This is a genomic window from Kitasatospora sp. NPDC004615, assembly GCF_042873545.1.
GTDB lineage: Bacteria > Actinomycetota > Actinomycetes > Streptomycetales > Streptomycetaceae > Kitasatospora.
The window spans coordinates 345313-366963 of record NZ_JBIALQ010000004.1 but is presented as its reverse complement, the minus strand read 5'-3'; the positions used below and the strand labels follow the sequence as shown (position 1 = coordinate 366963).

At 72.6% G+C, this 21651-nt stretch carries 30 protein-coding genes; 10 read left to right on the top strand and 20 right to left on the bottom strand.

The window, feature by feature from the left end:
* Window positions 1–32 precede the first annotated feature (32 nt).
* Together ACFYS8_RS16600 and ACFYS8_RS16595 are read right to left on the bottom strand one after the other, a co-directional pair.
* Window positions 33–524: a YfbM family protein gene (locus ACFYS8_RS16600; protein ID WP_387641549.1), complete on the bottom strand. Its 492-nt coding sequence runs from the start codon at window positions 522–524 to the stop codon at window positions 33–35.
* A 53-nt stretch (window positions 525–577) separates the two neighbouring features.
* A complete protein-coding gene (locus ACFYS8_RS16595; protein ID WP_387641546.1) occupies window positions 578–1393 on the bottom strand; it encodes an ArsR/SmtB family transcription factor in 816 nt (271 codons plus the stop codon).
* A gap of 385 nt (window positions 1394–1778) precedes the next feature.
* On the opposite strand from ACFYS8_RS16595, the gene ACFYS8_RS16590 reads away from it, so the two are divergent.
* Complete coding sequence (locus ACFYS8_RS16590; protein ID WP_387641544.1) at window positions 1779–2141, top strand: hypothetical protein; 363 nt, start codon at window positions 1779–1781, stop codon at window positions 2139–2141.
* Between the two features lie 105 nt (window positions 2142–2246).
* Here ACFYS8_RS16590 and ACFYS8_RS16585 read toward each other — a convergent pair whose 3' ends face one another.
* The 3 genes from ACFYS8_RS16585 to ACFYS8_RS16575 form a co-directional block, all read right to left on the bottom strand.
* On the bottom strand, window positions 2247–2699 hold the full coding sequence (locus tag ACFYS8_RS16585; protein WP_387642163.1) for a DUF2199 domain-containing protein: 453 nt from the start codon (window positions 2697–2699) through the stop codon (window positions 2247–2249).
* Window positions 2700–2813: 114 nt separating this feature from the next.
* Window positions 2814–3248, bottom strand: coding sequence for a DUF6228 family protein (locus tag ACFYS8_RS16580; RefSeq protein ID WP_387641541.1), 435 nt, complete (start codon window positions 3246–3248; stop codon window positions 2814–2816).
* 139 nt (window positions 3249–3387) lie between these two features.
* Window positions 3388–4251: a S1 family peptidase gene (locus tag ACFYS8_RS16575; protein ID WP_387641539.1), complete on the bottom strand. Its 864-nt coding sequence runs from the start codon at window positions 4249–4251 to the stop codon at window positions 3388–3390.
* 250 nt (window positions 4252–4501) lie between these two features.
* Between ACFYS8_RS16575 and ACFYS8_RS16570 the strand changes: the two genes are divergently transcribed.
* Both ACFYS8_RS16570 and ACFYS8_RS16565 read left to right on the top strand, forming a co-directional pair.
* Window positions 4502–5020 (top strand): NUDIX domain-containing protein, encoded by a 519-nt coding sequence (locus ACFYS8_RS16570; protein ID WP_387641537.1) that lies wholly within the window; start codon window positions 4502–4504, stop codon window positions 5018–5020.
* Between the two features lie 111 nt (window positions 5021–5131).
* A complete protein-coding gene (locus ACFYS8_RS16565; protein WP_387641534.1) occupies window positions 5132–5929 on the top strand; it encodes a GNAT family N-acetyltransferase in 798 nt (265 codons plus the stop codon).
* 7 nt (window positions 5930–5936) lie between these two features.
* Here the strand turns inward: ACFYS8_RS16565 and ACFYS8_RS16560 are convergent, their stop codons facing one another.
* Complete coding sequence (locus ACFYS8_RS16560; protein ID WP_387641532.1) at window positions 5937–6713, bottom strand: class I SAM-dependent methyltransferase; 777 nt, start codon at window positions 6711–6713, stop codon at window positions 5937–5939.
* Window positions 6710–7075 carry a S26 family signal peptidase gene (locus ACFYS8_RS16555; RefSeq protein WP_387641530.1) on the bottom strand — a complete coding sequence of 122 codons (366 nt, stop codon included), beginning with the start codon at window positions 7073–7075 and terminating at the stop codon, window positions 6710–6712. Before ACFYS8_RS16555 ends, ACFYS8_RS16560 begins: the two co-directional genes overlap by 4 nt.
* Window positions 7076–7235: 160 nt before the next feature.
* Here ACFYS8_RS16555 and ACFYS8_RS16550 point away from each other — a divergent pair, with 160 nt between their 5' ends.
* Complete coding sequence (locus ACFYS8_RS16550) at window positions 7236–7835, top strand: hypothetical protein (protein WP_387641527.1); 600 nt, start codon at window positions 7236–7238, stop codon at window positions 7833–7835.
* A 28-nt stretch (window positions 7836–7863) separates the two neighbouring features.
* A complete protein-coding gene (locus ACFYS8_RS16545) occupies window positions 7864–8142 on the top strand; it encodes a hypothetical protein (RefSeq protein WP_387641526.1) in 279 nt (92 codons plus the stop codon).
* 38 nt (window positions 8143–8180) lie between these two features.
* Here ACFYS8_RS16545 and ACFYS8_RS16540 read toward each other — a convergent pair whose 3' ends face one another.
* Window positions 8181–8921 (bottom strand): alpha/beta hydrolase, encoded by a 741-nt coding sequence (locus tag ACFYS8_RS16540; RefSeq protein WP_387642160.1) that lies wholly within the window; start codon window positions 8919–8921, stop codon window positions 8181–8183.
* A gap of 153 nt (window positions 8922–9074) precedes the next feature.
* Between ACFYS8_RS16540 and ACFYS8_RS16535 the strand changes: the two genes are divergently transcribed.
* Entirely contained in the window at window positions 9075–9791 is a 717-nt protein-coding gene (locus tag ACFYS8_RS16535; RefSeq protein WP_387641524.1) for a GNAT family N-acetyltransferase, read from the top strand.
* A 38-nt stretch (window positions 9792–9829) separates the two neighbouring features.
* On the opposite strand, the gene ACFYS8_RS16530 is transcribed toward ACFYS8_RS16535, so the two are convergent.
* Window positions 9830–10459 (bottom strand): NAD(P)-dependent oxidoreductase, encoded by a 630-nt coding sequence (locus ACFYS8_RS16530; RefSeq protein ID WP_387641521.1) that lies wholly within the window; start codon window positions 10457–10459, stop codon window positions 9830–9832.
* A gap of 102 nt (window positions 10460–10561) precedes the next feature.
* Here ACFYS8_RS16530 and ACFYS8_RS16525 point away from each other — a divergent pair, with 102 nt between their 5' ends.
* Window positions 10562–10933 carry a winged helix-turn-helix transcriptional regulator gene (locus ACFYS8_RS16525; RefSeq protein WP_387641519.1) on the top strand — a complete coding sequence of 124 codons (372 nt, stop codon included), beginning with the start codon at window positions 10562–10564 and terminating at the stop codon, window positions 10931–10933.
* On the opposite strand, the gene ACFYS8_RS16520 is transcribed toward ACFYS8_RS16525, so the two are convergent.
* Both ACFYS8_RS16520 and ACFYS8_RS16515 read right to left on the bottom strand, forming a co-directional pair.
* Window positions 10930–11760, bottom strand: a complete 831-nt coding sequence (locus tag ACFYS8_RS16520) for a class I SAM-dependent methyltransferase (protein WP_387641516.1) — start codon at window positions 11758–11760, stop codon at window positions 10930–10932. The genes ACFYS8_RS16525 and ACFYS8_RS16520 overlap by 4 nt on opposite strands.
* Window positions 11761–12028: 268 nt before the next feature.
* Window positions 12029–12526 carry an FBP domain-containing protein gene (locus tag ACFYS8_RS16515; RefSeq protein ID WP_387641513.1) on the bottom strand — a complete coding sequence of 166 codons (498 nt, stop codon included), beginning with the start codon at window positions 12524–12526 and terminating at the stop codon, window positions 12029–12031.
* 87 nt (window positions 12527–12613) lie between these two features.
* Between ACFYS8_RS16515 and ACFYS8_RS16510 the strand changes: the two genes are divergently transcribed.
* Window positions 12614–13183, top strand: coding sequence for a TetR/AcrR family transcriptional regulator (locus tag ACFYS8_RS16510; RefSeq protein ID WP_387641511.1), 570 nt, complete (start codon window positions 12614–12616; stop codon window positions 13181–13183).
* Window positions 13184–13597: 414 nt separating this feature from the next.
* On the opposite strand, the gene msrA is transcribed toward ACFYS8_RS16510, so the two are convergent.
* Window positions 13598–14104, bottom strand: a complete 507-nt coding sequence (gene msrA / locus ACFYS8_RS16505; protein WP_387641508.1) for a peptide-methionine (S)-S-oxide reductase MsrA — start codon at window positions 14102–14104, stop codon at window positions 13598–13600.
* A 131-nt stretch (window positions 14105–14235) separates the two neighbouring features.
* Window positions 14236–14814 (bottom strand): YbaK/EbsC family protein, encoded by a 579-nt coding sequence (locus ACFYS8_RS16500; protein WP_387641505.1) that lies wholly within the window; start codon window positions 14812–14814, stop codon window positions 14236–14238.
* Window positions 14815–14966: 152 nt separating this feature from the next.
* On the opposite strand from ACFYS8_RS16500, the gene ACFYS8_RS16495 reads away from it, so the two are divergent.
* Entirely contained in the window at window positions 14967–16247 is a 1281-nt protein-coding gene (locus tag ACFYS8_RS16495; RefSeq protein WP_387641503.1) for a YhgE/Pip domain-containing protein, read from the top strand.
* 107 nt (window positions 16248–16354) lie between these two features.
* Here the strand turns inward: ACFYS8_RS16495 and ACFYS8_RS16490 are convergent, their stop codons facing one another.
* Both ACFYS8_RS16490 and ACFYS8_RS16485 read right to left on the bottom strand, forming a co-directional pair.
* On the bottom strand, window positions 16355–16924 hold the full coding sequence (locus tag ACFYS8_RS16490; protein WP_387641500.1) for a maleylpyruvate isomerase N-terminal domain-containing protein: 570 nt from the start codon (window positions 16922–16924) through the stop codon (window positions 16355–16357).
* 41 nt (window positions 16925–16965) lie between these two features.
* Window positions 16966–17340 carry a VOC family protein gene (locus tag ACFYS8_RS16485; protein WP_387641497.1) on the bottom strand — a complete coding sequence of 125 codons (375 nt, stop codon included), beginning with the start codon at window positions 17338–17340 and terminating at the stop codon, window positions 16966–16968.
* Window positions 17341–17622: 282 nt separating this feature from the next.
* Here ACFYS8_RS16485 and ACFYS8_RS16480 point away from each other — a divergent pair, with 282 nt between their 5' ends.
* Window positions 17623–18348 carry a class I SAM-dependent methyltransferase gene (locus tag ACFYS8_RS16480; protein WP_387641494.1) on the top strand — a complete coding sequence of 242 codons (726 nt, stop codon included), beginning with the start codon at window positions 17623–17625 and terminating at the stop codon, window positions 18346–18348.
* A 7-nt stretch (window positions 18349–18355) separates the two neighbouring features.
* On the opposite strand, the gene ACFYS8_RS16475 is transcribed toward ACFYS8_RS16480, so the two are convergent.
* The 5 genes from ACFYS8_RS16475 to ACFYS8_RS16455 form a co-directional block, all read right to left on the bottom strand.
* Window positions 18356–18535 (bottom strand): Imm7 family immunity protein, encoded by a 180-nt coding sequence (locus tag ACFYS8_RS16475; protein ID WP_387641491.1) that lies wholly within the window; start codon window positions 18533–18535, stop codon window positions 18356–18358.
* 10 nt (window positions 18536–18545) lie between these two features.
* Complete coding sequence (locus ACFYS8_RS16470; protein ID WP_387641489.1) at window positions 18546–18953, bottom strand: DUF6193 family natural product biosynthesis protein; 408 nt, start codon at window positions 18951–18953, stop codon at window positions 18546–18548.
* A 24-nt stretch (window positions 18954–18977) separates the two neighbouring features.
* Window positions 18978–19748, bottom strand: coding sequence for a MerR family transcriptional regulator (locus ACFYS8_RS16465; RefSeq protein WP_387641486.1), 771 nt, complete (start codon window positions 19746–19748; stop codon window positions 18978–18980).
* Window positions 19749–19834: 86 nt separating this feature from the next.
* Window positions 19835–20659: an alpha/beta fold hydrolase gene (locus ACFYS8_RS16460; protein WP_387641484.1), complete on the bottom strand. Its 825-nt coding sequence runs from the start codon at window positions 20657–20659 to the stop codon at window positions 19835–19837.
* A gap of 49 nt (window positions 20660–20708) precedes the next feature.
* Window positions 20709–21647 (bottom strand): sigma-70 family RNA polymerase sigma factor, encoded by a 939-nt coding sequence (locus ACFYS8_RS16455; RefSeq protein ID WP_387641481.1) that lies wholly within the window; start codon window positions 21645–21647, stop codon window positions 20709–20711.
* Window positions 21648–21651: the final 4 nt, after the last annotated feature.

Genomic DNA, 21651 nt, shown 5'->3' with positions numbered 1-21651 from the left:
GGCAAAGTCGTGAAGAGCCGCGACAGGCACGCTCACTGATCGACCGTGAACACCACCGCCCGGCCCTCCTTCGCGGCCCGCCGGTAGAACTCCCGCACGCCCGGCAGGAAGCACACCGTGTACTCCAAGTCCTCCTCGCCGCGCGCGCCCTCGTAGTCCTCGAACTCCAGCTCCGCGTACCGCCCCCGCAACCACTCCTCGTCCACCTGCTCCAACGCGGCCGCCACCGCCCGCACCTGCGCCGGATCCACGTAGCAGGCCACGTAGTCGTCGTCCTCCAGCAGCAGCCGCCCGCCCAGAACGACGTGGGACAGCGGGAACTCCCCGTTCTCGAACTCCAGCCGACCGTCCGTCAGACACCGGTGCAGCGCGTCCCACGCCTTGTCCAACTCGCACACCCGCGGCCTGTCCCAGGCCTCCTCCACCTCCCCGACCAGCGCCATGACCTCTTCGTCGCCCTCACACGCCAACAGCCGCGTCCGCTCGCTCTCGGTCAGTGCGAACAGCACTCCCAGAGACCCCATCCCGGCGTCCCCCTTTCCGTCCCCGGAGAGTGAAGCGGACCGCACTGACACGCTCAGCTCCGACCACTCTCCCGCAGGCGCTCGACGAGCTCCCGGCCCGCCGAGGTCAGTGCGTGCCGAACGCACCGGCCTTCCCTGACCGTTGAGATCAGCCCGGCCTCGCGGAGAACGGCGGCCTGCCGGCTTGCAGCGGAGGGCGACAGGTGGAGGGCGTCCGCGAGCTGGCCGGTCGACAGCGGGGACTCCAGGACGGCCAGCACCGCGCACCGACCGGGGCCGAGAAACCGGCCCAGCAGGTGCGAGCCAGCCGGGGCCGACCGGGGCGAGGCCGCGATCCAGGACACCCCCGGAGACAGCGGGTAGGCGAGCACGGGGGGAAGGCGCGGATCGGCGATCGCCATGGTGCGCGTCGCAAAGAACGACGGAAGGAGGGTCATGGGGCGGCCGTCGATGTGAAAGTCCGCATCCACCGGGCACGGGACCCGAAGAACCCCACCGCTCCACTCAAGGCCGTCCGGGCGGTAACTGGTCATCAGCCCTTCGACCCCGCGGTCCAGTGCGGCCCGCGCCCGCACCGCCCGGTCGGCGGCGACAGCGGCGGTGATCTGCGAGGCGAACGGGGCGACGGCGACGGCGTGATAGCGGCGGACGAGCCCGCCCAGCCGCCGGACGTCCGGACGGTAGCCCTCGGCAAGTCTCCCGGCCCACACCGGAAGCTGCCGGGCCTGCCGCGCGAACAGCGTCATCTCCTCGCGCAGCGTGGCCCGCACGGCAGACATCAGCCGGTCCGGGCCCGCCTCCGGATCCGTCACCTCCTGGCCGCCGACGAAGCCCGGGGCGCTGCCACCGGCGGGGTTCAGCAACGTCAACTCCCGCAACGCTCCGGACAACCCAGCCCGCTCGACATGTCGCCGAACCACCCGCCGCCACGGCCGGAACGCGGCCGGGGGATCACTGGCGCCGAGCACCAGCAGGCTGCACGCGACGTCCCACAGCGGATGGGAGACCGGAGCCACCCGAATCCGTAACGCGTCCTCCCCCGAGAAATGGAAGCTCAACATTCCGCTCTCCCCCGTCCGAATTCAAGCCCGGCATCGATGCCAATGCATTGATCGACTTTGTCTGCGGCACCTTTGCAGTATTCCGCAATGGCCGCCGAAGCGGCGGGCAGTTCGGCAATGTGGACCTGGGCTGCTCGTGGACGATCGCACGACAAAGCCCATGGAACGGTCAAATCCGGTTCAAGGGGGAGACATGAAACTGAAGCGAACCGCCACCGCGACGGCCAGCTGCCTGCTGGCGTTCGGCGGCGTACTGACGGTCGGCATCGGGCCTGCGAGCGCAGCCGCCGTCTGCGGTCCGAATAAGCCCGTCACGATCCCGGGCGGGAAGTCCGCGTACTCCGTGGGTTGCGGCGCCACCGTCACGCACGTCTCGGGCTGGCTGGAAGACACCTCCGCCGACGGCAAGTGCGTGCAGATCAAGATCTGGTGGCCGGGCAACCAGGTGTACACCTACACCCCGAAGGCGTGCCCCTCCGGAACTCGGGTCTACTTCGATCACAACGGAATTTCGAACCCCACGCCGCCGACCGTTCTCACCTACACCATCGGCTGACAATAGCAACAACAGTTTCGGGGGGATGGAATCCGGAAATCCGGATTCCATCCCCCCGTCCACTCTCCGGTCCCAAACCCACCGCGCCCCGCACGCCGACTCGCGTCAGGCCTCGGGGTGCAGCACCGCCTCGGCGAGCTCCCGAACCCGCTCCATCGTGATGCCCGTGCGCTGCTCGACCGCCAACGGGTGGTCGGTCGGCTCCAGTTCGATGATGGGGCGCCGGCCGACGGGGCGGGTGTGGAGCATCGCCTTCAGGTTGATCGTCGACGGCGTGTATGGGAACAGCTCGGTGGACAGCCAGCCGAAGTACGCCGGTTCCGACTCACGGCCCGGGGTCTCCCACAGCTCGCTCGCCCGCACGAAATTCTTTTCGCTGAGCGAGACCCACACGCCCCACGAGAACACCTCATCCCCGCCGATGACGGGCAGCTCGATCAGCCCGCGCACGAAGAACGCCTCGCCGCCGATCACGCACTGGTCGGGCGTCAGCTCGCAGTCTCGCGCCTGCTCCATGCCCGGCTCCCAGTAGTCGGGCGCGGAGCTGGAGAAGTTCATCGGAAGCTCTGCGTGACGCTCGCCGCAGCAGGTGCAGGTAAATCCAGGATCGGCCGACATGGCAGCGGACACTACCGGACCGTTTCCCGAGGCCGGCGGGCCTCCCCCAGGCACTCACCCCCTGTCGACGAACGCCCGCACATCCGCCGCCAGCGCGGCCAGTTGCTCCCCGCCCTCCACCCACGTCGTCACGGACGCCTCCCACCCGCGCTGCGCCGTGCGCCACGGCCGCACCGTCCAGGTCAACCCGACGTACCCGCCGGAGCGGAACACCGCGCGGACCGTCAAGTCCCGGTCGTACGTGGCCCAGACCCGCTCGCCGTCCCACCCGCGGAACTCCTCCGCCAGCCCCGCCAGGAACCCCGCGAGCCCGTCCGCCGCCCCCACCCAGCCGACCACTTCCTCCACCCGCGCGGCCAACCCGGCCGCCGACACCTCCACCGCGAACCGCACCGCCCCCGCCTCCGGCCCCGTCCGCTCGACCAACCGCACCCCGACGCCCGCCGACTCCGCGCACCGCACCGCCACCACGCCCTGTACCTCGCCCACTCCTCGCCCACTCCTCGCTCACCCGACCGTCCACCGACGAACGACAATACGACGGGCCCCACGGTGGCCGGTGCGCCGTCTCGGCACGACGAACCGCCGGAGCGCGATCGCGCGCCGGCGTCCCGAACTGCGAACTCGCCTACTGGGCATCCTCGTTCGACCCGTTGCCGCCGGAGTTCTGGCCGTGGCCGGTGGCGTCCTTCATGGTCTGCTTGATCCACCCCGCGTAGGCGGGGGCGCTGCTGTAGAGGCCCGGCCCGCCCGAGCACGGCACGCCGCGGGCGCCCGGGCCGGAGGTGACGCCGACCAGCTCCCACCGGCCGTTGCGGGCCTTCTGGAGCTGCGGGCCGCCGGAGTCGCCCATGCACGCCATGGCCTTGGCCTTCAGGCTGATCGTGCAGAGCCTGGTCGGGTCCGCGTAGCCGGGGTCGCATTCGGAGACGGCGCCCAGCCGGGTGTTCAGTTGCAGGAGGTCCTCGGAGAAGGCGAACTGGCCGTCCACGGTGCTGCCGAAGCCGAGCAGCCGGGTCGGGGTGCCGGGCTGCCCCGCCTCCTTCGCGATCTTGATGGGCTGCTGGATGACCGGCCGGTCGAGGCGGATCAGCGCGACGTCGTCCTTGTTGGGGCCGAGGTTCTCACCGTTCAGGTAGCCGGGGTGCACGAACGTCCGGTCGATGTTCCGGACCGTTCCCCCGGACTTCCGCTGGTCGGTACCCACCCGCACGGTGCCGTCCAGTTCGATGCCCTCGCCCGTCACGCAGTGGGCCGCCGTCAGGACCCACTGCTGGTCGATCAGCGAACCGCCGCAGCTGCCGTCGAGCAGACCGGCGTCCGGCGCCGCCATCGGGATCACCGCCATGAAGGGGTAGCTCTCGCTGGCCGCGTCACCGTTGACGATGGCCCCGGCGCTTCCCGCCATGACGGTGGTACAGGCGACTGCGGCGATGGCTCCGGCGGCGGCCACGCGGGCCGCGGCGCGGCGGGACGGCTTCAGGTTGAGCACGGAGGATTCCTTCCGTTCGGGGAATTCGTATGCGTTCAGCCTGCCTTTCCAAGATCCAGTAGCCCATGGCGACAGCAGGTGGAAGCATCCTGGGGCCACCGACCCCACAGATGGTGGGGTTATCCCCCTCCCGCAGGGGCGCCCAGAGCAACCCTGGCCGCCCGCCCCGCTCACCTGGCGGCCGAACTCAACCAGTGGGAAGCGCAGTTGCCCGGGCCCCGATGTCCGACCCGGACCATAGAGTGCGCCGATGCCCATCGCAGAGATCCGACGCCGCTCCCTCGCCGCCGCGGCCGCCGACGCCGCATCGGCCGCCGTCGAGTTCGACGATGCCCGCCGCTGGTTCGCCACCGCGCTGGGCACCGGGCGGGTCGAACCGCTGGGCGCCGAGGTCTGGGTCTTCGACCCGGCGCTGACCCGCGTGCTGCTGGTGCGCAACCGCCACCGGGGCTGGGTGCCGCCGGGCGGCAAGGTCGAGGACGACGAGACTCCGCGCGAGGCCGCCGCCCGCGAACTGCGCGAGGAGACCGGCCTCGTCGCACAGTTGCTGCCGCAGCCGGCGGCCGCCACCGTCCGCTCGTACCACCCGGACCTGCCGCCGACCCTCGGCCTGTCCTATGTCGCACTGGCCGACCCCGCCACCCCGCTCAGCCCCGAGGACGGGCAGCCGACAGCGTGGCTGCCGCTCGACCGCCCGTGGGCGAGCTGCTTCCCCGAGGACCGCCCCCGCATGCGCGACCACACCGGGCGCCTCGCACCCGGCCGCTGATCACCGAAGCCCCCGGCCTGCTCCGACCCCGGGCACCAGCCGCGTCACCGCCACGTCATGATCAGGTAACAGCCGCCGGGCTCTCCGATCCTGCCCCCTACGCTCCCCCGCATGAGCCTGACAGTTTCTGATGTCGCCGCCGCCGGTGCGGCCTGGGTGTGGATGCCGGACGACGCCGAGGTCGTCGAGGACCCGGAGTTCACCTTCCTCCGCCTGCCCGACTACTGCCCGTTCGACCTCTCGGTGGTCTCCTTCACGCCGACTCGCCCAGTGGACCAGGTCGTTGACGCCCTGATGGCGCGGGCCCGCGCCTTCGGGCCGCCGGTGCTGGACTGGCAGGTGCTGCTCGGCGCCCCGGAGGGGCTGGAGGCCGAACTGTCCGCGCGCGGCGGGAAGGTGAAGATCGAGCTGGAGATCCTGGCCGCCGATCTGAGTGACGGTGCGCCCGAACTCCGGCCCCCGACGGTGGACGTCGAGCTGCGCTGGGCCACCGACGTGACGACGGCCCTCGACGGGCTGACGATCGAGGCCGCCGGGTTCCGCGGCGAACTCCCGCCCGCCGAACGGATCGAGGCGGTCGCGGCGAAGAACGCGGAGACCGTCCCGGCCGGCCACGGCGGCCTGCTCGTCGCCTATGTGGACGGCGAGCCCGTCGGCACCGGCGGCGTCTCGGTGGTGGACGGCGTCGCCCGGCTCACCGGCGGCGTGACGGCCGAGCCGTGGCGGGGTCGCGGGGTGTACCGCGCCGTGCTGGGCGCCCGGCTGAACTACGGTGCGGCGCACGGCGCGACGATGGCACTGGTCAAGGCCAACCCGGCCACGTCCGGCCCGATCCTGCGCAAGTCCGGCTTCACCACCTTCGGCCCGGAACCGGTGTACGCCATCCCTCTCCACGAGGACCGGCCCTGACCGCGGTTCACAGCCGACGGGCCCGCAGCACCCCCGTCAGCATCGGCAGGACGAACTCGCCGTCCGCCGTCTCCGGCCGGCCCGCCAGGTAGTCCCGGGCCCGGGCCAGCCGCGCCTCCCGTTCGTGCTCCGGCATGACCAGCAGGCCCGCCTTGGTGGCGAGCGTCGCCACCAGCGAATCGGCGGTCCGGCGCTGGCCGTGCGGGAATTCGGCCTGCTCGGCGGCCCCGAACCGGGCGGGCCCGCCGGCCGGGGGCAGGTGCATCCGGGCCGTCCCGGTGCGCCAGCTCGCGGGGACGTCGCGCGGCCCGATCGCCGCGCTCCCGCCGGCCTCGGCGAGCCCGGCGACCCAGGCGACTCCGTCGTCGAACAGGTTCCACAGGCCGGCCAGCACCCCGCCGGGGGCGAGCACCCGGGCGATCTCGGGGCCGGCCGCGTCCATGTCGAACCAGTGCATCGCGTTGCCGGACAGCACGGCGTCGACCGACCCGTCCGGCAACGGAATCGACTCCGCACACCCCGTCAGCGCCCGCACCTCCGGCAGTTCCCGGCGCAGCTGGGACAGCATCGCGGCGTCGGGTTCGACGGCGACGACCTCGGCGCCCGCCGCGAGCAGGCACCCGGTGAGCTTGCCCGTCCCGGCCCCGAGGTCCAGCACTCGCCGCCCGGGCGCCGGCTCGAGCGCCCACCGGACGGCGGCCGGCGCGTAGTCCGGACGGTGCGCGGCGTACGCTCCGGCTGCGGCGCCGAACGACGAGCGGTGCCGCAGGTGTTCGTCCTTCACGCGGAATCACCCGACCCGACCGGCATCGTCCGGCTCGACGCGCCGGGCCTCGCCACGCCGTCGACCGAGACGCAGATGCCGAAGACCCGGTCGTGGCCCGTCCAGCCGTTCACGCGGCCCCGGTTGTTGCTGATCTGCACGCGCCGCCGGGCCGGATCGAGGGCGGACACCAGGTGGAGGTACACGGTGCCGACGACCCGGGCGAGCACGATGTCGCCGACCTTCAGCAGTGTCGGGTCCACCGGTGCGACGAGCACCGACTGCCGACTGCGAATCAGCGGCACCATCGACGAACCGCTCGGCCGGAACTCAACGGTGACCCCGTCGGCGACTCTTGCCGCCACGCCGTCCAATGCTCCCATTCGACGATCATGGCGGCTCCTTCCCGGGAGTTCCACCGAATTTCGGGCCCCGAACCTGAGCACGGATACTCTGTCGGACGATCCATCGCACACCGAAGGATCGCCTGCCTGGGGGGACGGGCCGCCCGGGGCCCGCCACAGTCTTTTTGGAGTACTCGCCGTGAAGCGTCCTGTCCTGGTCCTCGCCGCCGTCGTGTTCGCCGCCGCCGGGGCCCTGACCGGCTGCGGCAGCAAGCACGTGACCGACTCCGGTCAGGCGGCCCCGACCCCGCAGACCTCGGCGAGCACCAACCAGGCCCAGCAGGAGGCGCAGGACCGCTGGCAGCAGCAACTCGCCGAAGTGGACCGGAAGTTCCCCGACGTGGCGAAGCTCTGCGCGGACAAGGCCACCACGGCGCCCACCCCGCCGCCCGCCACCTCCGGGACCGACCCGGAGAACTCCAAGTACGCCGAGAACCACGCCTACTTGCAGATGGCCACCCTGACGGACAACCAGCGCTGCCGCGGCGAGGCCCACGCGGCCCGCATCACGGCCGCCGTCAAGTCCGCCCCCATCGACGTGAGCCAGGCCCGCACCCTGATGACCGGCCTCGGCTACCCCGACGCCAACTTCACCCCCTACGGCGACGGCATCCACTTCACCCTCTCCGTCCCCGGCCCGGGCGGCTGCCTCACCGGCAACCTCTCCTCCGCCGCCCGCATCGAGGTCCACGGCGCCTACCTCGAAGGCGGCTGCGAACGCCCCCGCGGCGGCCACTGACCGATCCGGAAGGTGGCGGCGTCGCACCGTGACAACTCACATCGAGGAAGGCGAAGTTGTGACTCGGGGGGACGAAGTCGTCAGGGCCCTGCTGGCGGCGATCGCGGCCTTGGACGACCTCGTCACGGTGGGCCATGACTCGCATATTGCGCTGAACGCCCTGGAAGAGATCGCCCACGAACTGGGCAGCATGGAGCCGGAGGAGCGCCGGCGGTTCATCGAGGGGCTGGACCGCGTTGCCGCACAGGAACCTGATCGAGCGGCTTGGATCGGGGGCATTCCCGACGCACTGGGGCTCGATCGCTGAACCCTTCGCTGCACTGCCGCCGCCTTCAGCGCGTCACCTCACAACCGACGGCCGGAGTTGTGCGCAGCGATGCCCGCCGCGCGCGCCAGCACCTCGGCGGTCCGCGTCCCCGCCCGCACGGCGTGGTCGGCGGTGCTGGGCAGGCAGCGGGCGTGTTCGGGGACGAACTCGGTCATGATGACGCCGGCGTGGTCGGTCACGTCCTCGTGGAGCAGCACCGGCCGGCCCCGTTCCGTGAGAGCCGTGAACAACTCGCGTGACCGCTCGACGTCCACCACCGCGTCGGCGGTGCCGTGCACCAGCCACACCGGTACCGGCGCCCCCTGGTCGCCGCCCACGCGCAGGTCGTCGAGCGGGACGGTACCGGTGGTCGGTGCCGCCGATCCGTACGCGCCGGCGATTCCCACCACGGCTTGCGGCCGCCAGTCGCCGAAGGCTCCGGGGTTCACGGCGACGCCCACGGCGGCCTTGCCGCCCAGCGACCAGCCGGCGAGCGCGATCCGCTCGGGATCCCCGCCGAACTCGGCCACGTGCTGCCGTGCGAAGGCGGCCGACTCCCTCAGGTGCGTTCGCCCGCCGTCCGGGGCGTCGGGACTCCAGTCCGGCACCAGGACGACGACGCCCCGCTCCGCCGCGGCGCGGGCGACGGGCGCGAGGACGTCCCGTTCGTCGGGGCCCCGGCCGTGCCAGAGCAGCACCGCGGGCATCGGCTCCGGCGCGTCCGCGGGCCGGTGGACGTCCATGAGCTTGCCACTGGCCCCGTACCTGACGACAACCATGGTGGTCACCGCGACACCCCCGACTCGTCGGACCACGAAAGGCCTCACGCTACCAACCCCGGTCGACCGACCCGACGTCACCTCAACTCGCTGCCCCGGCCCCTCCCGGAAATCGACGTGCCGGGGGCGCGGCAGGCCGGGCAGGATGCGGCAATGACGAACTCTTCGCTGCCGCAATCCGCTTGGCGTCTCTGGGAAGGTCTGGCCGGGGCGACCTTCCCGCCACCCGGCGGGGTGGCCGTCGCCGTCGTGCCGCGCTCCGGTCTGTGCCCGCCCGGGTGGGTCGGGCTGATCGCACTCGGGGGTGCGGTGCTGGCGACGGCACCGGACGAGCGGCGGGCGCGGCTGGTGCGCGCGGCACTGCGGAAGGACCCGACGGCGGTGGCCGGGGACGCCGAGCGGCTGCGCGAACTCCTCCCGATCGGCGAGTTGCTGGGCCCGGCCACGCTCGCCTACCTCGCCCCGGACGGGCTCCGGCCCCAGCCACCCACCACCCTCTCGACGGTCCAACTCCCGCCCACCGACTCCCGGTTGCGCGACCTGGAGCGCCGGGCCGGAGAGCAGGATGCCGACGAGGCCGGACTCGAAGAACTCACCTCCCCCGTCTTCACCGTGCTCGCCGACGACCGGGCGATCGGCGCCTGCGGCTACCGCGCCTGGCCGTTCGAAACGGCCCATCTCGGCGTGCTCACCGACCCGGCCCACCGCGGCCGCGGCCTCGCCGGTCACACCGCCGCCGCCTCCGCCCGGCACGCCCTCGCCGCCGGCCTTCTCCCCCAGTGGCGCGCCCGCGTCCCGGCCTCCCGCCGGGTCGCCGCCCGGCTCGGCTTCCGCGAACTCGGCACCCAGGTGTCCGCCGAGGTGCGCTGAGCGTTCAGGCCCCGGCGATGCCGAGGTGCGCTGAGCGTTCAGGCCCCGGCGATGCCGAGGTGGGTGCGGTGGTGGCGAGGGGTGTCGATCTCGTCGAGCAGGGCGCGGGCGAAGTCGGCGTGGGTGACGCGGGCGGCGAAGTCGCCGGTCGTGACGGTGTAGTGGCCGGTGGGTGCGGCGGTGTGGTCGAAGTCGCCGGCGGGGCTGACGATCAGCCAGTCCAGCACGGTATCGGCGGCGCGGTACACGGCGCTGCCGACGGCGTGGGCGCGCGAGAACGGGCGGTACTCCTGCGGAAAGCCGGGGGCGTCCATCAGCGGTGTGCCGGGGGCGAGTTCGAGGGTGGCGGCCAGGCCGAGGGTGATCAGCCGTTCGACGCCTGCCCGTTCCAGTCCGTCGACCAGGGCGTGCGCGGCGGCGGCGAAGAACGCGTCCGGCCGGGCACCGGCGTCGTACGCGGCCATGACGGCGGCGTCGTGTCCGGCCGCCCGGTCGGCGACGACATCGGCATCGGTGACGTCACCGGCCACCACGTGGAGGCCCGCCAGGTCCGGGTGGGCGTCGGGGTTCCGCACCACGGCGGTGACGTGGTGCCCTCGGCGGACGGCGTCCGCGACGGCCGCACGTCCGACGCGTCCGCCCGCACCGAAGATGATGATCCTGCGCATGAGTTGCTCCCTCGACCTGTCGCACTGCCGGTAGTGCCTCCGGACGGTAGCCGCCCCCCTGGTTTCCGCCCGGATACCGGGGCGCGGCGCTACGGTGGGCCAATGCGCGAGCCCCTGGACCCGGAGATGTTCGATCCGGTGTGCCCGTCCGAGCTGGTGCCGATCCGGGTGGGCGGCGACAAGTGGGCGGGCATGATCGTCCAGTGCCTGGCGGACGGTCCCCGACGCTTCTCCGAACTCCGGGTCCCGCTGCGCACCATCACGCCCAAGGTGCTCACCGCGTCGCTCCGGTCGCTGGAACGCGACGGCTTCGTCCTCCGCACCGTCCACCCCGGCCCCGCCCGCCGCGTCGACTACGAGCTGACGCCGCTCGGCCGCAGCCTCCTCGACCTGCTGGCCACCGCCCGCACCTGGGCCGAAACCCACCTGGACGAACTGCTGGACGCCCGCGAAGCGGCCGACCGCACTGCCTAACGCCGCGCAGCCACCAGCACCGCCGCATGCGGCAGCTCCAACCCGCCGTCCTCGCCCACGAATTCGGCCGCCAGCCGATCGAACTCGCGCCGCACCCCGGCCCGCACCTCCGGCGACTGGCGGCGCAACAGCTCCCCCAGGAACGCGACCCCGTCGGCCGGGCCGCCCCACCACGTCTCCACGGCCGTCCGGTGGTTCCACGCCACCACCCGGCCGTCCACCCCGCCGAAACCGGCTGCGGCAAGCAACGCGAGGAAGCCGTCGACCTCGGTGACGGCCCGCAGGGCGGCAGGTGGCGGGGGCAGGTCGGTGGGGCGGACGGCCCCGGCGGCCTCGAAGGCGCGGCCGAGCAGGGACTGTCCGGGCGGTGCAGGGGCGGCCCAGGTGGTGAGGGCGAGTCGTCCGCCGGGGCGCAGCACGCGGCGCAGTTCGGCGAGCGCCTCGGCGGGTCGTCCGACATGGTTGAGCACGAAGTTGCCGACCACCGCGTCGAACGTGCCGTCCGCGAAGGGGAGTTCGGGCAGCGTGGCGGTGTGCAGCTCGGCCTCGGGCGCGGCGCGCCTCGCTTCGGCCAGCATGCTCGGTTCGGCGTCCACGGCGGTGACGCGGGCACCGCGCGCACAGGCCGCCGCGGCGGCGGTGCCCGTCCCGGTACCGACGTCCAGCACCGCGCTGCCGGGCCCGACGCCGGCGGCGTCGAGCAGCGCGGGCACGGGGTGGGCGCACAGCCGGGCGACGCTCGCGGCGTAGGCGGTGGCCCGGCCCGCCCAGATCCGGCGCTCCAGCGCGTCGAACGCGTCCACGTCCGCCTCGGCGATCCCGCCCATTCCTGCCCCCTCCGGCATGTCGACTCGCTTCTGTCCTGTCTCAGCGAAGCGAAGGTTGAACAGTCTCACCAAAGGTTAAGCACACCGCCGGGAGGCCCGAGCGCCCAGGCCCTGGTTGGCTACCGGTCAACTGGTCCATCGCCGGGGAGCATTGGTGGCCGCCGCCGCAAACTCCGGCCTTCCCGGCGGGCCCTGGTCTGCCTACGCAAGCTGGCGGTCACCAGGGTTCAGCGAGAACGCGCAGCCTTCGTTGAGGCGGGGACACCTGTCAACTCGCTTCCGCGCCCTCCACCTTGGCGAGGAAGCCTGCCAGATTGTCCCGTACCCGATCGATCCGCTGTTCCACCGTCAGCGATTCGTGGATCCGGGTGCCGGTTTCGCGCAGGCCGCGGACGTACAGCGAGCAGGCGAGGTCGCTGCACATGTACGCGCCGACGGAGTTGCCCTGGCGGCCGGCGGGGCCGGCGAGCGGGGCGACGAGGAGGGAGACGCCGCCGGTGTGGGTGGTGACGCAGAGGGAGCAGATGCTGCGCCGGGGCTGCCAACTGGCGGCGGCGGAGCTGCGCAGGACGACGGCTCGGGGGCGGTCGTCGTGGACGGTGACCAGGTAGGCGCGGTCGGGGGCCTGCGGGTCGCGCCAGCCGAGGAAGTCGAGGTCGGACCAGGGCAGGTCGGCCAGGTCGCGGGGGAGGTTGAGGCGTTTCGCCTCGCCCTTGGAGCAGTTCAGGAACGCGGCGCGGATCTCGGGGTCGGTCAGCTCTCTCACGAAACGCCACGCTAATTTGCCTAAGTCGTTTAGGCAAATGGATAATCGCTGGAGAAGGAACGATCGAGCAGCAGGAGGCGGGTCCAGTTGGCGCGTGCAGGTCTGTCGGCGGAGGTCCTGACCAGGGCGGGTGCGGAGCTGGCCGACGAGGTGGGCTTCGAGCAGGTCACGGTGACGGAGCTGGCGCGGCGCTTCGACGTGAAGGTGGCCAGCCTGTACTCGCACGTGAAGAGCTCGCAGGACCTGAAGGTGCGGATCGCCCTGCTGGCGCTCACCGAACTCGCCGACCGGGCCGCCGACGCGGTCGCCGGACGGGCGGGCCGCGACGCGCTCGCCGCGTTCGCCGAGGCGTACCGCGGCTACGCCGTCGAGCACCCGGGGCGCTACCAGGCCACCCGCCTGCGGCTGGACCCGGAGACGGCGGCAAGCAGCGCGGCGCCCCGCCACGCCCAGCTGACCAGGGCGATCCTCCGCGGCTACCACCTGCCGGAGCCGGACCAGACCCACGCGGTCCGCCTGCTCGGCGGCGCGTTCCACGGCTACATCGAACTCGAGGCCGCCGGCGGCTTCGCCCACACACCGGTCGACCCGCAGGCGTCCTGGGACTGGATCGTCGACTCCCTGGACACCCTGCTGCGCGCCCGCGCCGAACACTGACCCGGCCCGGAACCACTCGCCCCGAAACCGGCTGCGCGCCCGCGCCGAACACTGACCCCACCCGGCTCGCCCCGGCTCGACCCGGCTCGACCCGAAAACACGCGGCCGCCGACCGGGCATACCCGATCGGCGGCCAACCCCCGACTACGCGTCAGGCGCCGTCACGTACCGGCAGCTTCCACCCCGGCCGCAGCTGACACCACCCCGAACCACCGGCCGTCGACCGACACACGACCAACCGCACCCGGCCGACGATCACCCCCACACCACCCGCCGACCCGCCGTCAGGCGTCACGCACTGGCAGCTCTCACCCCGGCCACAGCTGACACCACCCCGAACCACCGGCCGTCGACCGACACACGACCAACCGCACCCGGCCGACGATCATCCCCACACCACCCGCCGACCCGCCGTCAGGCGCCGTCACGCACCGGCAGCTTCCACCCCGGCCGCGGGAAGTGGCAGGTGTAGCCGTTGGGGAAGTGCTGGAGGTAGTCCTGGTGCTCCGGCTCGGCCTCCCAGAAGTCGCCCACCGGCGTCACCTCGGTGACCACCTTTCCGGGCCACAGGCCGCTCGCGTCGACATCGGCGATGGTGTCGAGCGCGGTGGCGCGCTGCTGCTCGTCGCCGAAGAAGATCGCGGAGCGGTAGCTGCTGCCGATGTCGTTGCCCTGCCGGTCCACGGTGCTCGGGTCGTGGATCTGGAAGAAGTACTCCAGCAGCGTGCGGTAGCTGATTCGCTCCGGGTCGTAGACGATCTCCAGCGCCTCGGCGTGGCCGGGGTGGTTGCGGTAGGTGGCGTGCGCGTTCTCGCCGCCGGTGTAGCCGGTGCGGGTCGACTGGACGCCGGGGAGGTTGCGGATCAGCTCCTGCATTCCCCAGAAGCAGCCGCCGGCCAGGACAGCCCGGTCCGTGGTCATCTCGTTCTCACTCCTCGCGTGGGACGTCCGCACCCCTGGTGCGGTGCGTGGCCCGTCCGCCGGGGCGCTGCCCGGCGGGACCATCCCCTCCAACCTCAGCCGCCCGCCCGGTGTTCCCGCTGCCGAAAGGTTCAGCCGGCCAGCCCGTCCAGCACCTGCGCGCCGGGCAGTGCGGCCAGTGCCGCGCCGGGCAGGATCAGCTTGCCGCGGCGCCGTCCGCTGCCGATCAGCACCCACGGGGTGGCGGCGACGGCGGCGTCGATCAGCAGTGGCCAGTGCGCGGGCAGGCCGACAGGGGTGATGCCGCCGTACTCCATACCGCTCTCGCCGACGGCGGTGTCCATGGGCGCGAACGAGGCCTTCCGCGCGCCGAGGTGACCGCGCACCGCCTTGTTGACGTCGAGTCGGGTGGTGGCCAGCACGAGCCCGGCGGCCAGCGTGGTCTCGCCGCCGCGCTTGGCGGCGACCACCACGCAGTTCGCGGACGCCTCGGCGGGGACGTCGTACGCGGCGCAGAACACGGCGGTGCCGGCGAGTTCCGGGTCGGTGTCCACGTACCGCACGGCGCCGGCGAGTTCGGCGTCCCAGTGCTTCAGCGCGGCCGCCACCGGCCCGGCCAGTTCGGCGACGGCGTCCAGCGCCCGCCGCACGTCCGGAAAGTTCCCGAACGGCGCCGTCACCTGCTCGTCCAGGGAGTCCTGTTCGTCCATGGACCAACCCTAGCGAACGCCACCGCGCAACCCGGGCTGGCCCATTGGGGTGAGCCCGGCCGGTGTCGCGGCCATTCGGACGGCGCCCGGACCCTATCGTCATGGGGGTTTCCAGGCCGGGACGGCAGCCGGCGTCGACAGGGTGGAGTGGCATGGCGACCGAGGTTCCCCCGCAACAACCCGCCCGGCAGGCCCGCGCGTGGCAGGTGCTGCGCCGGTGGCGGATGTGGCTGGTCCCCGGCGTCCTGAGCGCGCTGGTCGCGCTGGTGCTGTCGCTGCTGTACATGGGCGGCATCCTGACCCCGACGGACCATCTGCACCGGATGCCGATCGCGCTGGTGGACGCGGACGCCGGACCGCCGCTGCCGGGCCAATCCGCGCCGCTGGGAGTGGAGTTGACGGACGCGGTGGCGGCGGGGACGCCGCCGGGGCAGGTGCAGTGGCAGCGGGTGTCGCGCGAGCGGGCGCAGGAGCTGCTGGCCTCGGGGCAGGTGTACGGGGCGCTGGTGGTGCCGGAGGACTTCTCCCGCACCGTGGCCGCGCTGACGACGAACCAGGCCTCGGCGCGTCCGGTGCTGTTCGCACTGACCAATCCGGGCACCGGTTCGCTGGCGTCCTCGCTGGCGAGCCAGATCACCCAGCAGTCGGCGCACCGCTCCTCGCAGGCGCTCGGCAAGCAGCTGACGGCGGCCGTGCCGAACGCCTCGGCGACGGCGCGGCTGCTGCTGACCGACCCGGTGGACGTCCGGGTGCAGCCGGGGCATCCGATCGGACGGCACAGCGGGCTCGGCCTGAGCGCCTTCTACTACACGCTGCTGCTGGTGCTGGCGGGGTTCCTGAGCGCCAACCTGGTGCACAACGGGGTGGACACGTCGCTCGGTTACGCAGACAGCGAGATCGGGCCGTGGCACTGGCGCCGGCCGACGGTGCCGATCAACCGGACCCAGACGCTGGTGGTGAAGATGGAGATGACCGCGGGGCTGTCCGTCGTCACCACCACGATGATCATGCTGGCGACGATCGGCATCCTCGGCATGGACGCCCCGCACCTGCCGCTGCTGTGGGTGTTCTCGTTCGCCGCCTGCGTCACGGTGGGCCTGGGCGTGCAGGCGATCAACGCGGCGTTCGGCACGCTCGGCCAGCTGGTCGCGATGTTCGTCTTCATCGCGCTCGCACTGCCGTCCTCGGGCGCGACGATCCCGCTCGAGGCCACGCCGTCCTTCTACCACTTCCTCGGCGCGTTCGAACCGATGCGCCAGGTCGCGGGCGGGGTGCGGGCGATCCTGTACTTCGACGCGCAGGCCGACGCCGGGCTGACCCGGGCCTGGGTGATGATCGCGGTGGGCTTCGTGGTGGCGCTGGTCTTCGGCTTCGCGATGACCTTCTACTACGACCGCAAGGGCCTGCACCGGATGGTCCCGACGCCGTCCTGACCACCGCGCTCAGGACGCACCGGCTGCACGACTCGCACCGTCCTGACCACCGCTCAGGACGACAGCACCGCCCAGGACGACAGCGCCGCCCAGGACGACAGCGCCGCTCAGGACGACAGCGCCGCTCGCCACCCCCACGACTCACGCCGCGCCAGGCCCGGCAGTTCGCCGCGTCCGGTGCACCAGAGCAGCACCCGCACCGGGTCGCCGGCCGGCGCGTCGGGGAACAGCCGGGCCAGCACGGCGGCGCAGAGCGCCGGCGGCGGGGTGCGGTCGAGGCCGAGGCCGGTGGCGATGTCGTGGGTGTGCAGCAGGATTTCGGCGACGCCCATCGCGGCGAAGCCGGTCCGGTCGGCCGGCCCCCAGTGCCAGGCCCGCAGGTCGGGCCCGGCGGCGGCCAGCGCGAGAGCCAGCAACTCGCCGCAGGCCAGCGCGATCTGCAAGGTGGTGGCGGGGTCGGTGCCCGGCCGGACCGTCAGGTCGAACGGCAGGTACCGGTCGTCGGGACGGGCCGCCAGCTGCCCGGCGTAGGCGAGCAGATCGTGGCCGATGTGCGCCAGCGTCTCCTGGCACGACCACTCCAGCCCGCCGGCCGGAACGCCCCAGTCGGCGTCCAGGTGCGGGGCGAGGGTGAGTTGCAGCTCCGCGAGGGCCGCGCGCAGATCCTGATCGTCCATCAGGTCATCCTCGCACCCGCACCGTGGAACGCCTACGGCGCCTACAGGTAGGGGCGGGTGATCAGCTCCAGGCCGTGACCGGCCGGGTCGAGCAGGTAGACGCCGCGCCCGCCGTGCTCGGTGTTGGTCTCGCCCAGGCGCTGCATCTGCGGGTCGGCCCAGTGCGGGATGTCGCGCTCGCACAGCAGCGCGTAGGCGCGGTCGAAGTGCTCGTCGTCGAGCAGGAACGCGTAGTGGTGCATCTGGATCTCCACCGGCGGCTCGGCGAACTGGAGCAGCACACCGTCGGCGATCGTCAGGTTGCTGAACGGCCCCCAGGACGGGGCCTCTTCGGCTTCCAGCAGCTCGCGGTAGAAGAGCGCGGAGACCGCGCGATCCACGGCCGGGATGATGGTGTGGTTGAAAGCAGCAGGCATGGTGGTAGGTGAACCTCTTTCCGGTGTCGGGGGGTTGGCGCAGGCATGGCCGGCCTGCTCGGTCTGGGCGGTTACGTGCTCCCAGGACCGGGCGGTCCCCTGACCGGTGGGCACCCCGAAGGCACCCGGGGCGGCCTCAGCCGCCCACCGGTTCACCAATCCGTGCGTGGCCCATGGCCGTTCCGGTGTTCACCCGAGCACCGTACGCAACATCCCGTCCCGGCGACAACCGGTTTCCACCGCCTCCCGAATCGGCAGGTGCCCGGGCGTACTCTCGCCCGCATGGCTGACGAGTGCTTCACCGACCCCCGACTGGCCGCGCTCTACGACGCGCTGGACCCGGACCGCTCCGACCTGCTCCCCTATCTCGCCCTGGCCGACGAGCTCGGCGCCCGCAGCGTCCTCGATCTCGGCTGCGGCACCGGCGTGTTCGCCCTGCTGCTGGCCGAGCGCGGCATCGAGGTGACGGGCGTGGACCCGGCGGCGGCCTCCGTCGAGGTGGCCCGGGCCAAGCCGGGCGGCGACGGCGTCCGCTGGATCTGCGGCGACGCGACGACGCTGCCGCCGCTGCGGGTCGACCTGGTCACCATGACGGCCAACGTCGCCCAGGCGATCACCGACCCCGCCGACTGGCTCGCGACCCTGCGCGGCGCCCACGCGGCACTCCGCCCCGGCGGCCACCTCGTCTTCGAGACCCGCGACCCGTCCCGCCGCGCCTGGGAGGGCTGGACCCGGGAGGCCACCCACCAGCTCGACGACCTGCCGGAGGTCGGCCAGGTGGAGTCCTGGATCGACCTGCTGGACGTCAACGGGCCGCTGGTGACGTTCCGTTCGCACTACGTCTTCGCCTCGGACGGCCGGCACCTCACCTCCGACTCCACCCTGCGCTTCCGCGAACGCGCCGAGGTGACGGCCGACCTGCAAGCGGCGGGCTTCGGCCTCCACGAGGTCTGCGACGCACCCGACCGCCCGGGCCGCGAGTTCGTCTTCCTGGCCCGCCGCCCCTGACCTCGCGTCAGGAGACCCAGGGGTCCTCCAGCACCGGGATGCACGGCGACAGGTGGGTGTCCTCGTGCACGCTCACCTGCCCCCGCACCATCCGGTGCACCACGAACCCGTCGGCGTGCGCCCGGTCCTCGTCGTCCTCCGCGTCGGCGCGTTCCCGGATGGTCACCCAGCCGTGGTACTCGAACATGCCCGGCAGCCTACCCGGCGCCCATCGGCCGCAGCGCCGAGCCGAGAATCACGGGCCCGATGTCGGACGGGAGTTCGCGCACGGCGCACGCGACCGCCTCCGCCGCGGTGGTGAAGCGTCCGAGGTCGGGCGCGAGAATCCCGGTGCCCACCCCGAAATCACCGTCGCCGTTCGCCGACACGACGGGGCCGACCGCCGCCATCAGGGGCCCGGTGGTGGTGGAGAAGCGCAGTCCCCAGTGGCTGGTGAAGGGATACAGGGCCCGCAGCACCGGCTCCGTGTAGGCGGCCTCGATCAACTGCCGGTACGAATCGGCCCAGGAGTACTCCATCGCGGCCGCCTCCGCGCGCTTGAACTGCCATTGGGACTCCACCACCTGGTCAACGGTGGCGTCGGCGGGGTTCGGTGAGTCGTTCACGTCCCTCATCGTCCCAGATCGCCGTCAGGGCAGTTCGGTGCCGGCCGCGCGCAGCTTCTGCTGGATCAGCGCGGTAAGCCGGCGCCACCCCGGCCGGTCGTCCTCGCCGTGGTGGGTGAGCAGGTCGTGGCGGGTGACGGCGTCGTCCTGGTGCTGAAGGCCGGTCAGGGTGGGCAGCAGGGACGGGTCGGCGAGGAAGTGCTGGGCCATCTCCTCGGCGAGGTCCTCGATCCGGGGGTCGTCGGCCGCCCAACTCCCGGCGCTCCAGGTGAGTTTGATCAGGGCGACGTGCCGGGGGTCGTCCAGGCCGTGCTCGATCTGCGCAAGGTAGTCCTCGAAGCCCTCCGGCATCAGTGCCCGGACCAGGATCAGGCCCTCCCGCGCGATGGCCATGTCCTGGGCGGAGAAACCGAATCCAGGCATCCGGTCGAGAATGGCGCAGGCCCGGTCGGGCAGCAGCACCCGGTCGCCGGTGGCGAGGCGGCGCAGCGTGGCGCGGCGGGCGGTCAGCTCCTCGATCCGCCGGGTGAGGTTCTCCTCGACCTGGTCGAGCGCGGTCGCGAATTCCTCACCCTCGGCGTCCAGGATCGGCCCGATCTCGGCCAGTGGCACGCCCGCCCCGGCCAGGGTGCGGACCTGGACCAGGCGCAGCAGTTCGGCAGTGCCGTAGCGCCGGTAGCCGGAGCTGTCGCGGCGGGGTTCGGCGACGAGACCGGTGCGGTGGTAGACCCGGACGGCCTTCACCGTGATGCCGGCGAACGCGGCGGCCTGGCCGATGGTGATCCCGTCCGTCATCCCGCCTGCCGATCCGCCTGCCAATCCGCCTACCGATCCGCCTACCGATCCGCCTACCGATCCGCCTGTCATCCCGTCAGAAAACCTCACTGCAAGCTGTCCTGTCCAACCTCCCGAACCGCGGTGGCGATGGCCCGGAAGTCCTTGCGCACGATGGTGGTGTGCTTGCTCGGGACGGTGGCGCTGACCTGCACGTGCGGGTTGCGGACGAGGATCGGGTCGAGGGTGGCGCGCATCGCGGCGAGCCCTTCCGCGGTGCCGCCGAGGCTGGCGCCGGTGGCGACCACGAAACGCATGGGGAAGGTCACTTGGTCGAACACCGGGTCGCTGTCGGCGACGATCTCGTTCAGTTCGATGTTGATCTCGGCGTGCTGTTCGGCGGACATTCGCGCGGCCATCCCCAGCGGCCGGACCAGCGGCATGATCCAGCCGAACTTCCGGAACATGGTGCGGATCTGCTCGCGGCTGGCCTCCCGGCCACCCTCGACGGTGGCAAGGTAGTCCCAGGGGTAGCCGCCGTCGACCATCACCACGCCGGCGGTCCGGTCCGGGTTGCGGGTGCTCCAGTGCAGGGCCAGCGCGGCACCGTAGGACCAGCCGACCAGCAGCGGCCGCTGCACCCCGGTGGCGTCCAGGACGGCGTCGATGTCGCGCAGGCAGGCGGCGAACGAGTAGTCGGCCGACTGCTTCGAGCGGCCGCGGGCCCGTTCGTCGAAGGTGATGTGACGGTGGCCGTCGCCGAGTTCGGCGATGACGTGCCGCCAGTTCCGCTGCGTGGCGTAGGAGCCGTTGAGGTAGAGCACGGGCTGCCCGGGGCCGCCGGTGTCGGTGACGGCGAGCGCCGTGTCCTCCACCGGGACCAGCCCGGACCAGGCAGCGTTGCGGGTCTTCGTGTTCGCGTTCTTCGTCATGCCCTTCAGCGTGGGGCTTGACCTTGGGTCAAGGTCAAGCCGCTTCCGCTCACCACTCGGCGACGACCGGCTCCCCGGGTTCGTACCGCTGCCAGGCGGTGTCGAGACGCGCCAGCCGGTCCGGGGCGGCGACGCCGCACAGGCCGGCGACCTTGCCGTCGCGCAGTTCCAGTACCACGGCGCCCTTGACCCGGCCGTCGACCACGGCGACGACCGCCGGGGCACCGTTGACCTGCGCGATGTGCAGCGCGGAGATGCCGCCCGCCAGCCGTCGTTTGGCGGGGGTGGACCGGAAGCCGGCCCGCACGCCGGCGGCGATCTGTTCGCGGCTGGTGAGCCGCAGCAGCCGCTTGGCCAGGCCCGCTCCGTCCGAGACCGCGGTGGCGTCGGCGGTGAGCATCGCCACCAACTGGTCGACCCGCCCGGAGGTGGCGGCGATCAGGAACTCCTCGGCCACCCGCTTCGCGGATGCCGGATCCGTCTCGGGGCCGCCGCGCCGCTCGGCGGCCACCCGCCGGCGCGCCCGGTGGACGTGCTGCTGGCTCGCGGACTCGCTGATGTCGAGGATCCCGGCGATCTCGGCGTGCGGGTAGGCGAAGGCCTCGCGCAGCACGTACGCGGCGCGTTCGACGGGCGCGAGGCGCTGCATCACGGTCAGCACGGCCAGCGACACCGACTCGCGCTGCTCGAAGGTGTCGGCGGGGCCGAGCATCGGGTCGCCCTGGAGCAGCGGTTCGGGGAGCAGGTCGCCGGCGGCCCGCTCGTACCGGGCGTGGGCCGAACGGAGTTGGTCGAGGCAGAGGTTGGTGACGACCTTGGTCAGCCATGCCTCGGGCACCTCGATCCGGTCGCGGTCGGCGGCCTGCCAGCGCAGGAAGGCGTCCTGCACGGCGTCCTCCGCGTCGCCGGCCGAACCGAGCAGACGGTACGCGAGCGAGGCCAGCCGGCTCCGGCTGGCCTCGAAGCGGTCGATGGCGGCGCTGTCCATGCAC

Coding starts and splice junctions, on each gene's coding strand:
- ACFYS8_RS16600 (WP_387641549.1), bottom strand. CDS start 524: ATGGGGTCTCTGGGAGTGCTGTTCGCACTGACCGAGAGCGAGCGGACG.
- ACFYS8_RS16590 (WP_387641544.1), top strand. CDS start 1,779: ATGAAACTGAAGCGAACCGCCACCGCGACGGCCAGCTGCCTGCTGGCG.
- ACFYS8_RS16585 (WP_387642163.1), bottom strand. CDS start 2,699: ATGAACTTCTCCAGCTCCGCGCCCGACTACTGGGAGCCGGGCATGGAG.
- ACFYS8_RS16570 (WP_387641537.1), top strand. CDS start 4,502: ATGCCCATCGCAGAGATCCGACGCCGCTCCCTCGCCGCCGCGGCCGCC.
- ACFYS8_RS16565 (WP_387641534.1), top strand. CDS start 5,132: ATGAGCCTGACAGTTTCTGATGTCGCCGCCGCCGGTGCGGCCTGGGTG.
- ACFYS8_RS16555 (WP_387641530.1), bottom strand. CDS start 7,075: ATGGGAGCATTGGACGGCGTGGCGGCAAGAGTCGCCGACGGGGTCACC.
- ACFYS8_RS16540 (WP_387642160.1), bottom strand. CDS start 8,921: ATGGTTGTCGTCAGGTACGGGGCCAGTGGCAAGCTCATGGACGTCCAC.
- ACFYS8_RS16535 (WP_387641524.1), top strand. CDS start 9,075: ATGACGAACTCTTCGCTGCCGCAATCCGCTTGGCGTCTCTGGGAAGGT.
- ACFYS8_RS16530 (WP_387641521.1), bottom strand. CDS start 10,459: ATGCGCAGGATCATCATCTTCGGTGCGGGCGGACGCGTCGGACGTGCG.
- ACFYS8_RS16525 (WP_387641519.1), top strand. CDS start 10,562: ATGCGCGAGCCCCTGGACCCGGAGATGTTCGATCCGGTGTGCCCGTCC.
- ACFYS8_RS16520 (WP_387641516.1), bottom strand. CDS start 11,760: ATGGGCGGGATCGCCGAGGCGGACGTGGACGCGTTCGACGCGCTGGAG.
- msrA (WP_387641508.1), bottom strand. CDS start 14,104: ATGACCACGGACCGGGCTGTCCTGGCCGGCGGCTGCTTCTGGGGAATG.
- ACFYS8_RS16500 (WP_387641505.1), bottom strand. CDS start 14,814: ATGGACGAACAGGACTCCCTGGACGAGCAGGTGACGGCGCCGTTCGGG.
- ACFYS8_RS16495 (WP_387641503.1), top strand. CDS start 14,967: ATGGCGACCGAGGTTCCCCCGCAACAACCCGCCCGGCAGGCCCGCGCG.
- ACFYS8_RS16490 (WP_387641500.1), bottom strand. CDS start 16,924: ATGGACGATCAGGATCTGCGCGCGGCCCTCGCGGAGCTGCAACTCACC.
- ACFYS8_RS16485 (WP_387641497.1), bottom strand. CDS start 17,340: ATGCCTGCTGCTTTCAACCACACCATCATCCCGGCCGTGGATCGCGCG.
- ACFYS8_RS16480 (WP_387641494.1), top strand. CDS start 17,623: ATGGCTGACGAGTGCTTCACCGACCCCCGACTGGCCGCGCTCTACGAC.
- ACFYS8_RS16475 (WP_387641491.1), bottom strand. CDS start 18,535: ATGTTCGAGTACCACGGCTGGGTGACCATCCGGGAACGCGCCGACGCG.
- ACFYS8_RS16465 (WP_387641486.1), bottom strand. CDS start 19,748: ATGACGGACGGGATCACCATCGGCCAGGCCGCCGCGTTCGCCGGCATC.
- ACFYS8_RS16460 (WP_387641484.1), bottom strand. CDS start 20,659: ATGACGAAGAACGCGAACACGAAGACCCGCAACGCTGCCTGGTCCGGG.
- ACFYS8_RS16455 (WP_387641481.1), bottom strand. CDS start 21,647: ATGGACAGCGCCGCCATCGACCGCTTCGAGGCCAGCCGGAGCCGGCTG.